Here is a 667-nt window from a genome sequence, read left to right on the forward strand (position 1 = left end):
GCTAAACCGCCTACCTAAAGTTCAAGGCTGGGTGAATGCTGTCCCACAGAAAAGACTCGAACAAGTCGATGTTCTTTTGGGTAAACATGGTTTAATTGCATTGTTTTGTGCGCGTTTCATTCCTGTGGTGCGTTCGCTTTTGCCATTGATGATGGGATTACGTGTGAAACGCGTGTCGAAGTTCCATTACTTTGCATGGCTGAGCGCCATATTGTGGACGTTATTACTGTGCGGCTTTGGCATGCTCCTGCCTTTGCTTCCGGAGAATATCAGCAAGATGGTGACGATGGGGTTAATGGCTGCGCCAGTGATTACTCTTACTATTGCTGTGATGAGTTTTGTGATCCTCAAGGTGCGCAAAGCGCGGTTTAAATCTAAGGCGGCGTCTCAGCTCTCTTAACAATGGTTCACTCATGTGTAACTAGGATATTGATGTAAGCAAAAGGCGCAGAGAATGCGCCTTTTGTTTTTGGAACTGTTGACCCTTTACCGAGTTCTTCATTCTCGCTGGTGTCAGTAGCCCACGCGGTAGAGCTGCTCACCAACTTCTTTACACTGTGTTTGATAGAACTGTTCTATCTCAGAATCGTTGTTGTCTTGTGCTTTAAACTCGGTTTCGGTGGAAGAGAGTTGGCTAAAGCTGTAACCACGTTCAGACATCAAGTAG

1 protein-coding gene is annotated in these 667 nt (G+C 46.0%); it reads left to right on the forward strand.

The window, feature by feature from the left end:
- Positions 1-400: DedA family protein (locus R8O11_RS28265; protein ID WP_318195004.1), on the forward strand; the 400-nt coding region annotated here is incomplete at its 5' end.
- Positions 401-667 lie beyond the last annotated feature (267 nt).

This window comes from Vibrio sp. 1288, from assembly GCF_033344475.1.